The organism is Stenotrophomonas sp. a6 (assembly GCF_030913325.1).
Classification (GTDB): domain Bacteria; phylum Pseudomonadota; class Gammaproteobacteria; order Xanthomonadales; family Xanthomonadaceae; genus Stenotrophomonas; species Stenotrophomonas maltophilia.
Genome location: NZ_CP133161.1, coordinates 1,550,707 through 1,565,784 on the forward strand (window position 1 = coordinate 1,550,707; position 15,078 = coordinate 1,565,784).

16 protein-coding genes are annotated in these 15,078 nt (G+C 67.0%); 10 read left to right on the top strand and 6 right to left on the bottom strand.

The window, feature by feature from the left end:
- Positions 1-29 precede the first annotated feature (29 nt).
- On the bottom strand, positions 30-515 hold the full coding sequence (gene ybeY, locus Q9Q79_RS07115; protein WP_012479661.1) for an rRNA maturation RNase YbeY: 486 nt from the start codon (positions 513-515) through the stop codon (positions 30-32).
- A complete protein-coding gene (locus Q9Q79_RS07120) occupies positions 512-1,498 on the bottom strand; it encodes a PhoH family protein (RefSeq protein ID WP_201861739.1) in 987 nt (328 codons plus the stop codon). Before Q9Q79_RS07120 ends, ybeY begins: the two co-directional genes overlap by 4 nt.
- 472 nt (positions 1,499-1,970) lie before the next feature.
- On the opposite strand from Q9Q79_RS07120, the gene Q9Q79_RS07125 reads away from it, so the two are divergent.
- From Q9Q79_RS07125 to Q9Q79_RS07135, 3 genes are read left to right on the top strand one after another with little or no spacing between them, the layout of a single operon-like run.
- Positions 1,971-2,927: an HlyD family efflux transporter periplasmic adaptor subunit gene (locus Q9Q79_RS07125; RefSeq protein ID WP_049396220.1), complete on the top strand. Its 957-nt coding sequence runs from the start codon at positions 1,971-1,973 to the stop codon at positions 2,925-2,927.
- 20 nt (positions 2,928-2,947) lie between these two features.
- Positions 2,948-3,871, top strand: a complete 924-nt coding sequence (locus tag Q9Q79_RS07130) for an ABC transporter ATP-binding protein (RefSeq protein WP_049396219.1) — start codon at positions 2,948-2,950, stop codon at positions 3,869-3,871.
- The gene (locus Q9Q79_RS07135; RefSeq protein ID WP_005408835.1) at positions 3,868-4,980 is read left to right on the top strand and encodes an ABC transporter permease; all 1,113 of its coding nucleotides are present in this window, start codon (positions 3,868-3,870) and stop codon (positions 4,978-4,980) included. The genes Q9Q79_RS07130 and Q9Q79_RS07135 overlap by 4 nt, the downstream gene beginning before the upstream one ends.
- Positions 4,981-5,170: 190 nt before the next feature.
- Here the strand turns inward: Q9Q79_RS07135 and miaB are convergent, their stop codons facing one another.
- Together miaB and Q9Q79_RS07145 are read right to left on the bottom strand one after the other, a co-directional pair.
- Entirely contained in the window at positions 5,171-6,589 is a 1,419-nt protein-coding gene (gene miaB, locus Q9Q79_RS07140; RefSeq protein WP_005408836.1) for a tRNA (N6-isopentenyl adenosine(37)-C2)-methylthiotransferase MiaB, read from the bottom strand.
- A gap of 148 nt (positions 6,590-6,737) precedes the next feature.
- Entirely contained in the window at positions 6,738-7,358 is a 621-nt protein-coding gene (locus tag Q9Q79_RS07145; protein ID WP_049395457.1) for a glutathione S-transferase, read from the bottom strand.
- An 80-nt stretch (positions 7,359-7,438) separates the two neighbouring features.
- Here Q9Q79_RS07145 and Q9Q79_RS07150 point away from each other — a divergent pair, with 80 nt between their 5' ends.
- From Q9Q79_RS07150 to Q9Q79_RS07180, 7 genes are all read left to right on the top strand, one after another.
- Positions 7,439-8,407 (top strand): WYL domain-containing protein, encoded by a 969-nt coding sequence (locus Q9Q79_RS07150; RefSeq protein ID WP_033834738.1) that lies wholly within the window; start codon positions 7,439-7,441, stop codon positions 8,405-8,407.
- Between the two features lie 46 nt (positions 8,408-8,453).
- Positions 8,454-9,374 (top strand): lytic transglycosylase domain-containing protein, encoded by a 921-nt coding sequence (locus Q9Q79_RS07155; protein ID WP_005408839.1) that lies wholly within the window; start codon positions 8,454-8,456, stop codon positions 9,372-9,374.
- 264 nt (positions 9,375-9,638) lie between these two features.
- Positions 9,639-10,259, top strand: coding sequence for a ubiquinol-cytochrome c reductase iron-sulfur subunit (gene petA / locus Q9Q79_RS07160; RefSeq protein ID WP_004151998.1), 621 nt, complete (start codon positions 9,639-9,641; stop codon positions 10,257-10,259).
- Positions 10,259-11,518: a cytochrome bc complex cytochrome b subunit gene (locus tag Q9Q79_RS07165; RefSeq protein WP_005408840.1), complete on the top strand. Its 1,260-nt coding sequence runs from the start codon at positions 10,259-10,261 to the stop codon at positions 11,516-11,518. Before petA ends, Q9Q79_RS07165 begins: the two co-directional genes overlap by 1 nt.
- On the top strand, positions 11,511-12,260 hold the full coding sequence (locus Q9Q79_RS07170) for a cytochrome c1 (protein ID WP_060380407.1): 750 nt from the start codon (positions 11,511-11,513) through the stop codon (positions 12,258-12,260). Before Q9Q79_RS07165 ends, Q9Q79_RS07170 begins: the two co-directional genes overlap by 8 nt.
- Before the next feature lie 134 nt (positions 12,261-12,394).
- A complete protein-coding gene (locus Q9Q79_RS07175) occupies positions 12,395-13,030 on the top strand; it encodes a glutathione S-transferase N-terminal domain-containing protein (protein ID WP_005408842.1) in 636 nt (211 codons plus the stop codon).
- Positions 13,031-13,114: 84 nt separating this feature from the next.
- A complete protein-coding gene (locus Q9Q79_RS07180; protein ID WP_005412806.1) occupies positions 13,115-13,567 on the top strand; it encodes a ClpXP protease specificity-enhancing factor in 453 nt (150 codons plus the stop codon).
- Positions 13,568-13,613: 46 nt separating this feature from the next.
- Here Q9Q79_RS07180 and Q9Q79_RS07185 read toward each other — a convergent pair whose 3' ends face one another.
- On the bottom strand, positions 13,614-13,964 hold the full coding sequence (locus Q9Q79_RS07185; RefSeq protein ID WP_005408844.1) for a DUF3301 domain-containing protein: 351 nt from the start codon (positions 13,962-13,964) through the stop codon (positions 13,614-13,616).
- A 67-nt stretch (positions 13,965-14,031) separates the two neighbouring features.
- The gene (locus tag Q9Q79_RS07190) at positions 14,032-15,033 is read right to left on the bottom strand and encodes a DUF2272 domain-containing protein (protein ID WP_005412807.1); all 1,002 of its coding nucleotides are present in this window, start codon (positions 15,031-15,033) and stop codon (positions 14,032-14,034) included.
- Positions 15,034-15,078 lie beyond the last annotated feature (45 nt).

Below are 15,078 nucleotides of genomic sequence, written 5' to 3' on the forward strand. Positions count from 1 at the left end.
AGTGCGTGGGCTCGGAACAGGGCCCGGTGTCAGCGCTCGCCCGCGTAGGGGTCGTCGATGCCCAGCTCGGCCAGGATCTCCCGTTCCAGCTGTTCCATCGCTTCGGCTTCCTTGTCGTCCTCGTGGTCCCAGCCGAGCAGGTGCAGCACGCCGTGCACGGTCAGGTGCGCGTAGTGGGCGTTGAGCGCCTTGCCCTGTTCGTCGGCCTCCCGCGCTACGACAGGTGCACAGATCACCAGATCGCCGAGCAGCGGGAACTTGACGCCCTTGGGCAGGCCTTCGGGCACTTCGGCCGGGAAGCTGAGCACGTTGGTGGCGTAGTCCTTGCCACGGTAGTGGCGGTTCAACGACTGGCCTTCCTTGGCGTCGACCACGCGGATGGCCAGGTCGGCCTCGCGGATGCGGCCCTTCAGCGCGGCAGCCACCCACCTGCGGAAGCTCACTGCCGCCGGCAGACCGGCACGCGGCAGGGCATAACTGATGGCGACGTCCAGTCGCACGGGACCACGGGTCATGGAGTTGCTCCAGGTTGGATCTGATGCAGGTCGCGGCGGTCGTAGGCGCTGACGATGCGCGCCACCAGCGGGTGGCGGACCACGTCGCGGGATTCGAAGAAGGTGAAGCTCACGCCCTCCACGTCGCGCAGCACATCGATGGCATCGCGCAGGCCCGACTTCAGGTGCTTGGGCAGGTCGGTCTGGGTCAGGTCACCGGTGACCACCGCGGTGGAGCCGTAGCCGAGGCGGGTCAGGAACATCTTCATCTGCTCGATGGTGGTGTTCTGTGCTTCGTCCAGGATCACGAACGCATCGTTGAGCGTGCGGCCGCGCATATAGGCCAGCGGCGCGATCTCGATGACGTTCCTTTCCAGCAGCTTGACCACCTTTTCCACGCCCATCATCTCGTACAGGGCGTCGTACAGCGGTCGCAGATAGGGATCGACCTTCTGGCTCAGGTCGCCGGGCAGGAAGCCCAGCTTCTCGCCGGCTTCCACCGCGGGGCGGACCAGGATCAGCCGCTGCACCCGCGATTCGTTCAGTGCTTCGACCGCGCTGGCCACGGCCAGGAAGGTCTTGCCGGTGCCGGCCGGCCCGATGCCGAAGTTGATGTCGTGGGTAGCGATCTGGTGCAGGTAGCGGGCCTGGTTGGCACCGCGCCCGCGTACCGTGCCGCGCTTGACCTTGATCGCCACCTCCTGCGCTTCGTAGGAGCGCTCGGCGATCTGCTCGACATTGGCCTGCGCCAGGCGCAGGTGGATGGCGTGGTTGTCGAAGGTCGTTTCGCCGGCTTCGGCGTACAGCGCTTCAACCAGCTTCTGCGCCTCGACGATGGCTTCGTTCGGCCCGCTGATGCGGAACACGAAGCCGCGGTTGGCGATTTCCACGCCGAGTTTCAGTTCGATCTGCCGCAGGTGCCCGTCGAACGGGCCACACAGGTTGGCCAGCCGTTCGTTGTCTTCCGGCGACAGGGTGAAGTCTCGATGCTCGATGCTTTTCATTGCTTCGGGTGGGGCGGACGCCTTCCACCGCAGTGTATTCAGGGGAGACAAGGGTAGCGCGCGTGCGGGGCACACGGCCAGCAGACAGCGTTTTCCACACCCGGTGTGGACGGGGGGCGCGAAAACCTGTGGATAGACCTTCGCAATGCTTGTGCCACAAGGCCCATGAGGTCCTGGTGAAAAAAACGTCATGGTCGCTCGTCGCTTCGGCAGCACTGCCGCGGGGGCCTGCACGGGGGCATTCATCGTGACGACAGTGCAGGTTTCGTTGCCGGGTGAGCAACAAAGCCGGGCGCTGGCGGATTTCCACAACGGTTGTGGAATGATGCCGAATCAACCTGTGGATAGGTGGTGCGGAGCCTTGCAGCAAAAGGCGTGCCGGCGCGTGGCGAAAAAACCGCCAGGGCTGATCGGAATCATTGAGGGTGCACGGGGCACATGGCACCGTGTCGCCGTCGCAGGAGGGGATGGCATGGGCATCGGCAACGGGATGCGAGGAATCGGACTGGCGGGCATCGGCCTGCTGGCCGGGTGTGTGCAGTCAACACCGACTGCACTGGGCACGCTGGAGTGGGACCGGATCACGGTGCCGGCGCCGGCGGCCGAAGTGATCGCCACGGTGGAGGTGCGCGAGGGACAGCAGGTCAAGGCCGGCGCCGTGCTGATGCAGCTCGACCCGGCCCGCGGCGACGCGCAGTTCGCCGCAGCGCAGGCTGATACAGCGCGTGCGCAGGCGCAGCTGGAAGAACTGAAGATCGGCCCACGCCAGGAGCAGATCGCGCAGGCCCAGGCGCAACTGGCCGCGCTGCGCGCCCAGGCTGCCGAAGCAAGTGCCTATTACCGGCGGGTCCAGCCGTTGGCACAGCAGCGCTTGATTGCCGCCGCTGAGCTGGATCGTGCACGTGCCGCCGCCGGCAATGCCGAGGCCAGCGTGCGTGCTGCCGAGCAGGCCTGGCTGGAGCGGGTGCACGGCAGCCGTGTGCAGGATATCGCCCAGGGCCAGGCCGCCGCCGATGCCGCGCAGGCGCAACAGGCAGTGCAGGCCGTGAACCTGCAGAAGCTGCAATTGCGTGCGCCGCGCGACGGCGTGGTCGATGCCTTGCCTTACCGGCAGGGCGACCAGGCGCCGGTCGGCGCGCCGCTGGCGGTGATGCTGGTCGGCGAGCGCCCCTATGCGCGCGTCTACCTGCCGCAGCCATTGCGGTTGCAGGTCAAGGTCGGGCAGGTCGCGCAGGTGCACCTGGAAGGGCAAGGCACTGCGTTGAAGGGGCATGTGCGCTCGATCCGCAGCGAGCCTTCATTTACTCCGTACTACGCACTGACCGGTGACGACGTCGCGCGCCTGAGCTACCTCGCCGAGATCGAAGTGGACGCTCCCTCCGACATGCAGAAGCTGCCGGCGGGAATGCCGGTGCAGGTGAGCTTCTGAACACCGGCAACGACATCGCGGTGCATGCCCAGGGCCTGACCCGCCGCTTCGGCGATCTGCTGGCCGTGGACAATGTCGACCTGACCGTGCCGCGTGGCCAGGTCTATGGCTTCCTGGGCCCGAACGGGTCGGGCAAGTCGACCACCATCCGCATGCTGTGCGGCCTGCTGGAACCGAGCGCCGGCCAGATCGAGGTGCTCGGCCTGGCCGTGCCGGAGCAGGCCGAGGCACTGCGCCGGCGCATCGGCTACATGACCCAGCGTTTCTCGTTGTATGAAGACCTTTCGGTGCGCGAGAACCTGGAATTCCTCGCCGCCATCCAGGACCTGCCGCGTACGCAGGCCCGGCAGCGGGTCGACGAACTGCTGCAGCAGTACCGTCTCCTGGACCGGCAGCCGCAGCTGGCCGGCACCCTCAGTGGTGGCCAGAAGCAGCGCCTGGCGCTGGCCGGCGCCGTCGTGCACGCGCCCGAGCTGTTGTTCCTGGACGAGCCGACCAGCGCGGTCGACCCGGAGTCACGCCGCGATTTCTGGGAGGCCCTGTTTGAACTTGCCGACGCCGGTACCACCGTGCTGGTATCGACCCACTACATGGACGAAGCCGAGCGCTGCCACCGGCTGGCGATCCTCGATCGAGGCGCGCTGGTCGCCGATGGCACGCCGGCCGAACTGTGTGCACAGCTGGACGGCCGCACGTTGCAGGTCACGTCGGCGCAGCCGCGGCAGGCCAGCCGCGCGTTGTCTGAGCTGCCCGGCGTGCTGAGCGTGGCACAGATCGGCACGCAGCTGCGGGTGCTGTGCAGCGAGGCGGCCGCCGATACGCCAGCGTTGCGGCGCGCGCTGGCCAGCGCCGATCCGCAGGCCCGCATCGAGGCGGTGGCGCCGAACCTGGAAGACGTCTTCGTCGCCGCCACCCGCGGCCGTGGCCGGGAGCCAGCGGCATGAACCTGCGCCGGCTGTGGGCGATCATGCTCAAGGAATTGCGCCAGCTGCGCCGCGACCGCATCACGCTGGCGATGATCGTCGGCATTCCGGTGATGCAGCTGCTGCTGTTCGGCTACGCGATCAATCTCAACCTGCGCCACCTCGACGCCGGTGTCGCCGACCAGGCCAACAGTGCGGCGTCACGCGCGCTGGTGCAGGACATGGTCGCCACCGGCGTGATCACGCCGCGCAGCGAAGCCTATACGCCCGACCAGTTGATGCAGGCGCTGCGGCGTGGCGAGATCAGTGTCGGCATCGTGGTGCCGGCCGACTTCGAGCGCCGTCGCTTCGATGGACGCGAGGCGGTGCAGGTGCTGGTTGATGGCAGCGACACCGTGGTGCAGAGCGCGGCGATCCAGCTGGCGCAGGTGCCGCTGGAGACGCGACCGACCAGCAACACGCGGCCGCTGCGCGAAGGCAGCATCGCCGGGGGGCCAATCAGCGTGACCAGCTTCTACAATCCGCAGCGGCGTTCGGCGGTGAACATCGTGCCAGGCCTGATCGGGGTGATCCTGACCATGACCCTGGTGATGTTCACGGCGGTGGCGGTGGTGCGCGAGCGCGAGCGCGGCAACATGGAACTGCTGATCGCCACGCCGGTGTCGCGCAGCGAACTGATGGTCGGCAAGGTGCTGCCCTATGCAGCCATCGGCCTGCTGCAGACCACGCTGGTGCTGGTGCTGGGCACCTGGCTGTTCCAGGTGCCGATCCGCGGCAGCCTGCTCGATATCTACCTGGCCGCGGTGCTGCTGGTGCTGGCCAACCTCGCACTGGGGCTGCTGATTTCCACGCGCGCGCGCTCGCAGTTCCAGGCGATGCAGATGACCCTGTTCCTGTTCCTGCCGTCGATCCTGCTGTCGGGCTTCATGTTCCCGTTCGCGGGCATGCCGCGGCCGGTGCAATGGCTGGCCGAAGTACTGCCGCTGACCCATTTCCTGCGCCTGGTGCGCGGCATCATGCTGCGCGGCGCCTCGCTGTGGGAGCTGTGGCACGACGCGCTGGCGCTGCTGGCCTTCATCGCGGTGATGATGACCCTGGCGATCCTGCGTTTCCGCAAGCGTTTGGATTGAGGCATGCCGACCAACGGTCGGCATCCACCCTGGTAGGTGCCGGCCGCCTGCCGGCATCAATTCCGGCAGGTGCCGGCCACTGGCCGGCATCAATTCGGTGGGTGCCGACCGTTGGTCGGCATCAATTCGGTGGGTGCCGACCGTTGGTCGGCATCAACTCCGGTGGGTGCCGACCGTTGGTCGGCGCACCTTATTCCGCCACCACGCGCGCGCGCAGCGAATTGGTCAGCGCCTCGGTGATCACCACATCCACGAACTGGCCGATCAGCCGCGCCGGCGCCGGGAAGTTCACCGAACGCATGTTCTCGGTCTTGCCGGTCAGTTCGTTCGGGTTCTTGCGCGAAGGGCCTTCCACCAGCACGGTCTGCACGGTGCCGACCATCTTCTCGGAGATGCCGGCGGCGTGCGCATTGATGCGCTCCTGCAGGCGCGACAGGCGCGCGTGCTTCTCGGCATCGCTGATCGTGTCCTCCAGGTCGGCCGCCGGGGTCCCCGGGCGGCGCGAATAGATGAAGGAGAAGCTGTGGTCGAAGCCGATGTCCTCGATCAGCTTCATGGTCTTCTCGAAATCGGCATCGGTTTCGCCGGGGAAGCCGACGATGAAGTCCGAGCTGATCGAGATGTCCGGGCGCACCGCGCGCAGCTTGCGGATCTTCGACTTGAATTCCAGCGCGGTATAGCCGCGCTTCATCGCCGACAGTACGCGGTCGCTGCCGGCCTGCACCGGCAGGTGCAGGAAGTTGGCCAGCTGCGGCACGTCGCGGAACGCATCGATCAGCGAGTCGCTGAACTCCAGCGGGTGCGAGGTGGTGAAGCGGATGCGGCCGACGCCGTCGATCTCGGCGATGGTCCGGATCAGCAGGCCGAGATCGGCGAACTCGCCATCTCCATAGGGGCCGCGATAGGCATTGACGTTCTGCCCGAGCAGGTTGATTTCGCGCACGCCCTGCGCGGCCAGCTGCGCCACTTCCACCACCACGTCCTCGAACGGGCGGCTGACTTCGGTGCCGCGGGTGTAGGGCACCACGCAGAACGAGCAGTACTTCGAGCAGCCTTCCATGATCGACACGAACGCCGAAGCGCCTTCGGCACGCGGTTCCGGCAGGCGGTCGAACTTCTCGATCTCGGGGAAGCTGATGTCCACCTGCGGGCGTTTCTGCTCGCGGCGGGCGCGGATCAGCTCCGGCAGCCGGTGCAGGGTCTGCGGGCCGAACACAAGGTCCACGAACGGCGCACGCTTGATGATCGCCTCGCCTTCCTGCGAGGCAACGCAGCCGCCCACGCCGATGATGACCTCGCGGCCCTTGTTCTTCAGGCCCTTCCAGACGCCCAGCTGGCTGAACACCTTCTCCTGCGCCTTCTCGCGGATGGAACAGGTATTGACCAGGATGACGTCGGCGTCTTCCGGGGTATCGGTCAGTTCCAGGCCATCGCTGGCGGCGAGCACGTCGGCCATCTTGGCCGAGTCGTACTCGTTCATCTGGCAACCGTGGGTCTTGATGTACAGCTTGCCTTTCACCTGGTCGGGCTTGCGCGGACCGGCGGGCAGGGCAACGAGCGGGGCACCGCCCGGCGGGGCGGGCGGAAAGACGTCTGGCGTCCCGGTCATGGCGCTTAATCCATTCGGGTGGCGGGAAAGCCGGCAATTCTACCTGCATCCCGGCGCGTACGCCGCGCTGTGCGCTCGCGGGGCACGGCCCCGCGCTACCCGCATCCCGCCGGCCCCGGTAGCGCCGGGCGGTGCCCGGCGGGCGCCCTTACGCCGCCACCAGCTCCGCATCGATCTGCCGCGAACGGTCGAACGCGGTCATCGCGCTCATCCGTGCGATGTAGTCAGCCGTGGCCGGCGCCGGCTGTACCAGGCCAAAGGCCGTGGTCCACGCCAGTGCATTGCCCCACAGCACGTCGGCGGCGCTCATGACCTCGCCCAGCAGGTACGGGCCCTGCGCCAGCTGGGCCTCGACCACCTGCAGCACGGTCTCGGCATCGTTGTACGGCGACATCAGGCGCGGCGGCGGCTCGCGGTGCATCGCCTTGTCGATCATCGCCGGCTCGAAACAGGCGCCATAGAAGGCCATCCAGCGCAGGTAGGGGCCGCGCAGGGCGTCGCCGATCGGCGGTGCCAGCCCGGCTTCCGGATACAGGTCGGCCAGGTACAGGTAGATCGCCACCTGCTCGGTCACCAGTGCGCCGTCGTGGACGATGGCCGGCACCTTGCCCATCGGGTTGATGGCCAGGTAGGCCGGGGCCAGGTTGGCGCCGGCTTTCAGGTCCAGCACCTGCATGCGGTAGTCGGCACCCAGCGCTTCGAGCAGGGCCACGGCGCCGCTCGAGCGGGATCGGGCGGCGTGGTACAGGGTGATCTGGCGTGAATTCATGGCATTGCTCCTTGCGGTGGGTGGTGAACTGGAGGCCATCCTGGGGCACTATTGCGGACGACTTCTGTCCTCGATCCTTCATGCGCCATACCGCCCATCGTCTGCTGCGCCTGATCGCCCTGCTGCAGGCCCGCCGCCAGTGGTCCGGGGCCGAGTTGGCCGAGCGCATGGGTGTGGACCGGCGCAGCATCCGCCGTGATATCGAGCGCCTTCGCGAGCTGGGCTATCCGGTGCAGGCCTCGTCCGGGGTCGGCGGCGGCTACCAGTTGGGGGCCGGGGCCCCGGTGCTGCCGATGCTGCTGGACGAGGAGGAGGCGACCACCCTGGCCATCGCCCTGCGCGCAGCCTCGGCCACCGTTGCCGGGATCGACGACACCGCGCGTGGCCTGTTGTCCAAGCTCGATCCGCTGGTGCCGACCCGTCGTCGCCAGCAGGCCGGCGAGGTGCATGCAGCGACGGCCACCCTGTCCGACCTTCCGTCCACCGACGCACGCCTGCTCGGGCGGCTGGCCCAGCACTGCCGACAGGCGTCACGGCTGGCCTTCGAATACCGCAGCGCGCAGGAAGCCGTCACCCAGCGCGAGGTCGAGGCCCAGCACCTGGTCAACTACGGGCGACGCTGGTATCTGCTTGCCTGGGACCTGGGGCGGCAGGACTGGCGCACCCTGCGCGTGGACCGCATGGGCGCCGTACGTGAGTGCGCCGGGCCGGGCCTGCACCGGCGCACCCCGGCGCCGCCCGATGTGATGGTGCGGCAGGCGGTCAGCCAGGCGCCGTTCGCGCTGCAGGCCATCCTCCGCCTGTCCGGCAGCCATTCCGAGCTGGAAGGCCGCATCCCGCCGTGGTGTGGAGTACTGGAAGCGGATGGCCCCGACCACTGCCTGCTGCGCATGGGCGCCGAGAGCCGCGGCATGATGCTGGCGCAGATTCTCAGCCTGGACCGCCTGCCCGTGGCGCTTTGGACCACCCCGCCGGGCCTGCGCGACGAACTGGCGCAGCGCCTGGCGGGCCTCGGCCAGCTGCTGGCTGTGCCGCCGGTCACAGGCTGAGCCACGTCGCTTGGCAAGCCCCGGCGAAGCTGGGACACTCGCCGCCATGAAGGGGATACTGGGGACAACGGCGATCATCATCGCTGCGCTGACCGCTGCGCCGGCCAGCGCTGGAACCCTGTACAAGTGCCAGGGCGCTGACGGCGTCACCAGTTATGTGAGCAAGCGGGTGGCCGGCGCGCGCTGCAGCACCATCAGCTACACCCGTGACACCCGCCCGGCACCTCGACCGGTGGTGGCCGCGCCCAGGCCGGCACCCACCACGGTGGCCAGCATCGAACGCAATCCGGTGGCCGTTGCTGCGAGTGCCGCAGCGCCGGCAACGGTCGCGCCTGCGTCCGTGCCGGCATCCGGTCCCGCACAGCCGGTCGCCTCGCGCAGCGGGCGCATGGTCAGTGGCCAGGTGTATTCCTTCATGAAGGATGGCGTGCGCCACTACACCAGTGCGCGCCCGACACAGGTGGCCAACCTCGGCCCGGTCCGGACCATCCGCTACAGCTTCATGGAGCGCTGCTATGCCTGCGGGGTCAATCCACGCGTGGACTTCGGCACCGTGCGACTGAACACCTCGGCCTTCCAGGCCGAGATCACCTCGGCCGCGCGCGAGTTCGGCGTGGAGGAGGCGGTGGTGCGCGCCATCATCCATGCCGAGTCGGCCTACAACCCGACCGCGCTCAGCCGTGCTGGCGCGCAGGGCCTGATGCAGCTGATGCCGCCGACCGCCGCGCGCTTCGGCGTAAGCGATTCCTATGACGCCGGGCAGAACATCCGTGGCGGCGTGCAGTATCTTGCGTGGTTGCTGAAACGCTTCAATGGCGACCTGACCCTTGCCGCAGCCGGCTACAACGCTGGCGAAGGCGCGGTCGACCGCCACGGTGGCGTGCCGCCCTACAGCGAGACCCAGTACTACGTGCGCCGGGTCGGGCAACTGGCCGAACGTTACCGCACCGCCCTGAGTCACCAGTAGGTGCCGACCGTTGGCCGGTACTCCTTGAACGGTAGGTGCCGACCGTTGGTCGGCACTCCTTGAGCGGTAGGTGCCGACCGTTGGTCGGCACTCCTTTGAAAGGTAGTGCCGGCCGCTGGCCGGCAACCCCGCAATCAATGTTGTTGCAATGCGTTGTGTGGCGCGCGACGGTTCCGCTACACTCGACCGTGATTCAATGCGGCTCTGGCCCCCACCGGATCCGCTGGCAGCCTTAAAGCTACCTAATCAATATCGGAGTGCCGGATGGCCAACGATGGGGTACACGATCCAGTCAACACCGGACGTCGGCGTTTTCTTTCTGCCACCACAGCCGTGGTGGGCGCCGTCGGCGTCGGATTCACCGCAGTTCCTTTCATCAAATCCTGGAACCCCAGTGCCCGCGCCAAGCTTGCCGGCGCACCGGTGGTGGCCGACATCAGCGCCCTGCAGGAAGGTCAACGCCTGATCGTGGAATGGCGTGGCCAGCCGATCTGGATCGTCAAGCGGTCCAAGGCCATCCTCGATGCGCTGCACGGGCTGGACGGCCGTCTCAAGGACCCCGAGTCCGGCGAGAAGGACCAGCAGCCGGACTACGTGCTGAAGCAGAACCCCGAACTGCGCTCGATCAAGCCGGATATCTCCGTGCTGGTCGGCCTGTGCACGCACCTGGGCTGCTCGCCGGAAATGGTCGCCGAAATCCGGCCTGAGCCCTACGACCCGCAGTGGAAGGGCGGTTACTTCTGCCCGTGCCACAAGTCGCGCTTCGACATGTCCGGACGCGTCTTCAAGGACGTGCCGGCGCCGATCAACCTGAAGGTGCCCGCGCACCATTACCAGGACGACAACACCATCATCATCGGTGTCGATCCGCAGGGGGCTGCCTGATGGCCAATATCCTCAGCCGTACCGCCAGCGGCGTGGCCGACTGGGTCAACGCCCGCGCGCCCGGCCTGATGCCGGTCTACCGGAAGCACGTCAGCGAGTACTACGCGCCGAAGAACTTCAACATCTGGTACTACTTCGGTTCGCTGGCGCTGCTGGTGCTGGTCAACCAGATCGTCACCGGCATCTTCCTGACGATGCACTACAAGACCAGCGCCGCCGAGGCGTTCGGCTCCATCGAATACATCATGCGCGATGTGGAGTGGGGCTGGTTGATCCGCTACATGCACTCCACCGGTGCCTCGCTGTTCTTCATCGTGGTCTACCTGCACATGTTCCGTGGCCTGCTGTACGGCAGTTACCAGAAGCCGCGCGAGCTGGTGTGGATCCTGGGCATGCTGATCTACCTGGTGCTGATGGCCGAAGCCTTCATGGGCTACGTGTTGCCGTGGGGCCAGATGTCGTTCTGGGGCGCCAAGGTGATCATCTCGCTGTTCGGCGCGATACCGGTGATCGGCAACGGCCTGACCGAATGGATCATGGGCGATTACCTGCCCAGTGACGCCACGCTCAACCGTTTCTTCGCGCTGCATGTCATCGCCCTGCCGCTGGTGCTGTTGCTGCTGGTGGTACTGCATCTGGGCGCGCTGCACGAAGTGGGTTCGAACAACCCCGATGGCGTGGAGATCAAGAAGGGGCCGAAGGGCAACCGCTGGTCGCCGAATGCGCCGGCCGATGGCATTCCGTTCCACCCGTACTACACGCTCAAGGATGGTGTCGGCGCCGGTTTCCTGCTGATCATCGCCGCCTTCATCATCTTCTTCGCGCCCGGTTTCGGCGGCCTGTTCCTGGAGCACGACAACTTCACCGAGGCCAACCGCCTGGTGACCCCGGAACACATCAAGCCGGTCTGGTACTACACGCCTTACTACGCGATGTTGCGCGTGGTGCCGAACAAGCTCGGTGGCGTGCTGGTGATGTTCTCGGCCATTGCGATCCTGTTCCTGGTGCCGTGGCTGGACAAGGCCAGGGTGAAGTCGGTGCGCTACCGCGGCTGGATCTCGAAGGTGATGCTGGGCGTGCTGGCGGTGTGCTTCGTGTGGCTGGGCGTGATTGGTTCCGGCCCGGGCACCGACGTGCACGAGACCTACATCGGGCGGGTGCTGACCTTCCTGTACTTCGCGTTCTTCATCACCATGCCGCTATGGACACGGTTGGACAAGACCAAGCCTGTACCGGAGAGGGTGACCACCCATGACTGATCGCTGGATGGTCCGGTTGGCCCTGACGGCCACCCTGATGCTGGGCAGTTTCCTGGCCTCCGCCGCCGAAGGTGGCACCAAGCTGCTGCAGGCCGGCAACGATCTGGGCGACCGCGCTTCGCTGCAGCGTGGCGCGCAGCTGTACATGAACTACTGCTCCGGCTGCCACGCGCTGAAGTACCTGCGCTATTCGCGGATGGCGCAGGACCTGGGCCTGACCGAGGAAGAGGTGATGAACAACCTCAACTTCACCGGCTCGGCGATCGGCGACCCGATCCCGGTGGCGATGCCCAAGGAGAACGCGGAGAAGTGGTTCGGCAAGATGCCGCCGGACCTCAGCCTGATCTCGCGCGTGCGGGGCAGTGACTGGGTCTACACCTACCTCAAGTCGTTCTATCTGGACAGCAGCCGGCCGCTGGGCTGGAACAACGCGCTGTTCGCCAATGCCTCCATGCCCAACCCGCTGTGGGAGATGCAGGGCCTGCAGCATGCGGTCCATGGCAAGGCGGAAGCGCCCGGCATGGACCCGCCGGTGACCGGCCTGAAGATCGAAACGCCGGGTTCGGTTGATGCCGGGCAGTACGACCAGGCGGTGCGGGACATCACCAACTTCCTCGAGTATGCCGGCGAACCGGCCGCGCTCAAGCGCCAGCAGCTGGGCGTGTGGGTGATCCTGTTCCTGGCCCTGCTCACCTTCCTGCTGTACCTGCTGAAGAAGGAATACTGGAAGGACGTTCACTGAATCTGCCGCCGGCCATCGCACGGGCCTATTGGCTTTTGTGATGGTCGGTTGCACACTCGGGGAGGAGTCGACCGCCGGCACGGTGCCGGCGGCGCCGATGCGGCAGGCGGTCTCCTGTCGTGGGAGAGCCTTTGATGGCGGCGAGCGTACGCATGCGCAATACACTGACGCTGTTTTCCTCGAACGACGATGTACTGTGCCACCGTGTACGCCTGGTCCTGGCGGCCAAGGGTGTGACCTTCGACTTCGTTCCGGTTGATCCACAGAACCCGCCTGAAGACCTGATCGACCTCAATCCGTATCACTCGGTGCCGACCCTGGTCGAACGCGAGCTGGTGCTGTACGCCGCATCAGTGGTCAGCGAGTACCTGGACGAACGTTATCCGCATCCGCCGCTGATGCCGGTCGATCCGCTCTCGCGTGCGCGCATCCGCCTGGCGATGCTGCGCATCGAGCACGACTGGGTGCCACAGGTGCAGGCCATCCAGCTCGGCAACAAGACCCAGGCCGAGGCTGGCCGCAAGCGCCTGAAGGAGCTGCTGACCGCCTCGCTGCCGCTGTTCAAGGCCAGCAAGTTCTTCCTCAACCCGGAAATGAGCCTGGCCGACTGCGCGATGGCGCCGATCATCTGGCGCCTGCAGTCGCTGGACGTACCGCTGCCGAAGGACGGCAAGGCGATCGAGGACTACGGCAACCGCATCTTCCGCCACCCGGGCTTCGTCCGCAGCCTGACCGATCAGGAAAAGAAGCTGCGCGATCTGCCGGTCTGATCCGGGCCTGCGTTACCCGTCTGCACGCCGACCGGCGTGCAGGTGATCCGCCCCGGCGGGGCGCCGGGCGCGTACACTTCACGCATGACCGAAGACTTCTTCCACATGACCAGCCACCGCCCGTACCTGCTGCGGGCGCTGGTGGAATGGATCAACGACAACCAGCTGACCCCGCACATCCTGGTCGACGCCGGCGTTCCCGGCGTGCAGGTCCCGCCTTCGGCGGTCAAGGATGGCCGGGTCGTGCTCAACATCGCCGAACGTGCTGTCGTGCGACTGATGATCGACAACGAGATGGTGAGCTTCTCGGCGCGCTTCTCCGGTACCAGCTACCCGGTGCAGGTGCCGATCAGCGCCGTGCTGGCCGTCTACGCCCGCGAGACCGGGCAGGGCATGGCGCTACCGGATGACATCCCGGGCAACGAGACCGCTCCGACCAGCGATGAGCTGCTGCACGAGGAAGGCACGCCGCCGGACGATACGCCGCCAGCCAGCCCGCCGCCGAAGGGGCGCCCGAACCTGCGCGTGGTCAAGTAACCAGGTAACGGTGGGTGCCGACCGTTGGTCGGCACGCCTTCAGCCCTTACACATCCTCGGCATCGTCCACATCCGCGCGGATCTGGCTGATCCGCGCCGCGCCCGGACCAGTGAATGAGATCAGCTGGTCGCCGCGCAGCACCATGCGGCCCACGTGGCGATCGATGCCGTCGTAGGAATACTCGAACTTGAAGGTACGTTCGAAGCCGAGCCGGCCATCTTCGCCGCGCGACAGGCGCAGGCCGGTGGCGTGCACCGCCTGATCCAGCCATTGCACGTCGGCAGCACGGCAGGCATTGCGCCCCAGTTCGACCGCGCGCTCGGCGGCCGAACGCGCCGCGTTCCAGAAGAAATAGATGATTCCGCCGGCAATCAGCAACAGCAGCAGGGTGGGCATGGCGTCAGCCGTCAGGGGTCGATCCCGCAAAGATGGCGGCGAACGCGCGCTGGATCAAGCGCTGCACTCACCGCCGCGGCTGCGGTTCGCTGGACATCGGCTGCGCGGGCACGATGACCGGTTGCGGTGCCGGAGTGGGCTGCATCGGCGTCGCAGTGGGCGAGGGCATCACCAGCGGTGAGGTTGCAGTCAGCTGCAGCAGCGCTGCCCAGTCCTGCCGGTTGAAGCTGCATTCGTCCTCGCGACCTGGTGTGCAGCCGGGGTCGATGCCGGTGCTGTTGCGTTCGCGTGCCGGAGGCAGCTTGATCAGCCCCGTACGATCCAGCTGCAGCAACCGCATCGCTACGGTGTTCATCACGTTGCCACCGACCAGGTACAGGGTCTGGTCGCCGCCGAGGTTGGCCGCCACCACCACTTCGCAATGCGATTTCCAGTGGCCCACCGAGCCATTGCCCAGTGCCTGCACCAGCCCGCTGTAGCTGAGCGTGGTGCTGCGGTCGCGCAGGAAGCACAGCAGGTCGCCCGGTGCGGGTTTGGCCGTGGCCGGGTCGACCAGCCGGTACGGCACGCCCGAGGGGCCGCCCTGGTAGGCGGCACGGATGTAGTCGATGTGGCGTGGCGACGTATTGAAGCCAGGAACGCCGGACTGCACCATCACCCAGGAAATGAACGCGGCCGACCACGGGTTGTCGATCAGGAAGGCGCGGCAGTCGCTGTCGGTGTAGCGCGTGCCCAACGGCGCCAGGCAACTGCTGGCGCCCGCGATGCTGCCCATCGCATTGAGCGTGCCGCTGTTGCGCCAGTAGCCGGCCACGCGCTGCCAGGCGATCAGGCCATTGTCTGCCAGGTGATCGCTTTCGGCCTCGGTGACGCTGAGGCTGGCGGCACGGCCTTCACGATCGATGAAGGGCCGGTACCAGAGCCGGTGCTCATTGCAGGCGGTGTTGCGGATGGCCACCGCCAACGGACTCAGGCCGAAGCGGGGCGGAACATCGCAGGCTTCGGCGGCCGCTGCGGACAACGGTGCCGCGGCCAGCAGCAGGCAGGCAGGCAAGAGCATCCGGCGCATGCGCGGCTCCTGTGGGGGATACCTCAGCGTCGCAGCGCTGTCGTG

Coding starts and splice junctions, on each gene's coding strand:
- ybeY (WP_012479661.1), bottom strand. CDS start 515: ATGACCCGTGGTCCCGTGCGACTGGACGTCGCCATCAGTTATGCCCTG.
- Q9Q79_RS07120 (WP_201861739.1), bottom strand. CDS start 1,498: ATGAAAAGCATCGAGCATCGAGACTTCACCCTGTCGCCGGAAGACAAC.
- Q9Q79_RS07125 (WP_049396220.1), top strand. CDS start 1,971: ATGGGCATCGGCAACGGGATGCGAGGAATCGGACTGGCGGGCATCGGC.
- Q9Q79_RS07135 (WP_005408835.1), top strand. CDS start 3,868: ATGAACCTGCGCCGGCTGTGGGCGATCATGCTCAAGGAATTGCGCCAG.
- miaB (WP_005408836.1), bottom strand. CDS start 6,589: ATGACCGGGACGCCAGACGTCTTTCCGCCCGCCCCGCCGGGCGGTGCC.
- Q9Q79_RS07145 (WP_049395457.1), bottom strand. CDS start 7,358: ATGAATTCACGCCAGATCACCCTGTACCACGCCGCCCGATCCCGCTCG.
- Q9Q79_RS07150 (WP_033834738.1), top strand. CDS start 7,439: ATGCGCCATACCGCCCATCGTCTGCTGCGCCTGATCGCCCTGCTGCAG.
- Q9Q79_RS07155 (WP_005408839.1), top strand. CDS start 8,454: ATGAAGGGGATACTGGGGACAACGGCGATCATCATCGCTGCGCTGACC.
- petA (WP_004151998.1), top strand. CDS start 9,639: ATGGCCAACGATGGGGTACACGATCCAGTCAACACCGGACGTCGGCGT.
- Q9Q79_RS07165 (WP_005408840.1), top strand. CDS start 10,259: ATGGCCAATATCCTCAGCCGTACCGCCAGCGGCGTGGCCGACTGGGTC.
- Q9Q79_RS07170 (WP_060380407.1), top strand. CDS start 11,511: ATGACTGATCGCTGGATGGTCCGGTTGGCCCTGACGGCCACCCTGATG.
- Q9Q79_RS07175 (WP_005408842.1), top strand. CDS start 12,395: ATGGCGGCGAGCGTACGCATGCGCAATACACTGACGCTGTTTTCCTCG.
- Q9Q79_RS07180 (WP_005412806.1), top strand. CDS start 13,115: ATGACCGAAGACTTCTTCCACATGACCAGCCACCGCCCGTACCTGCTG.
- Q9Q79_RS07185 (WP_005408844.1), bottom strand. CDS start 13,964: ATGCCCACCCTGCTGCTGTTGCTGATTGCCGGCGGAATCATCTATTTC.
- Q9Q79_RS07190 (WP_005412807.1), bottom strand. CDS start 15,033: ATGCGCCGGATGCTCTTGCCTGCCTGCCTGCTGCTGGCCGCGGCACCG.